The sequence below is a fragment of the Parendozoicomonas verongulae genome (assembly GCF_009711465.1).
Taxonomy (GTDB): domain Bacteria; phylum Pseudomonadota; class Gammaproteobacteria; order Pseudomonadales; family Endozoicomonadaceae; genus Sansalvadorimonas; species Sansalvadorimonas verongulae.
The window spans coordinates 1-213 of record NZ_SMME01000032.1; the positions used below are offsets into that span (position 1 = coordinate 1).

The following is a 213-nucleotide window of genomic DNA, read 5'->3' on the forward strand; positions in this document are numbered from 1 at the left end:
AAAATGTTGTACGCCAAACATGACCTGGAACAGCGGGTGACGGGAAGGATCCCGTTCGACGTCCAGCTGGTCGACTAACTGTTCGAACGGGATATCCTGATACCGTTGCACAGTGGTCACGGTTTGGTGAATCTGATCCGTCAGATCGGTGACCCTCAGGTCATGATCAATGCGGGTACGCACGACGGTAGTATTGGCAAAGAAACCAATCAG

Annotated in this window: 1 protein-coding gene; it reads right to left on the minus strand. The window is 52.1% G+C overall.

Going from position 1 to position 213, the window contains the following annotated elements; translation table 11 throughout:
- Positions 1-213, minus strand: a 213-nt coding sequence (locus tag E1189_RS00050; protein ID WP_155158128.1) for a condensation domain-containing protein, incomplete at both ends; no start/stop codon positions are given.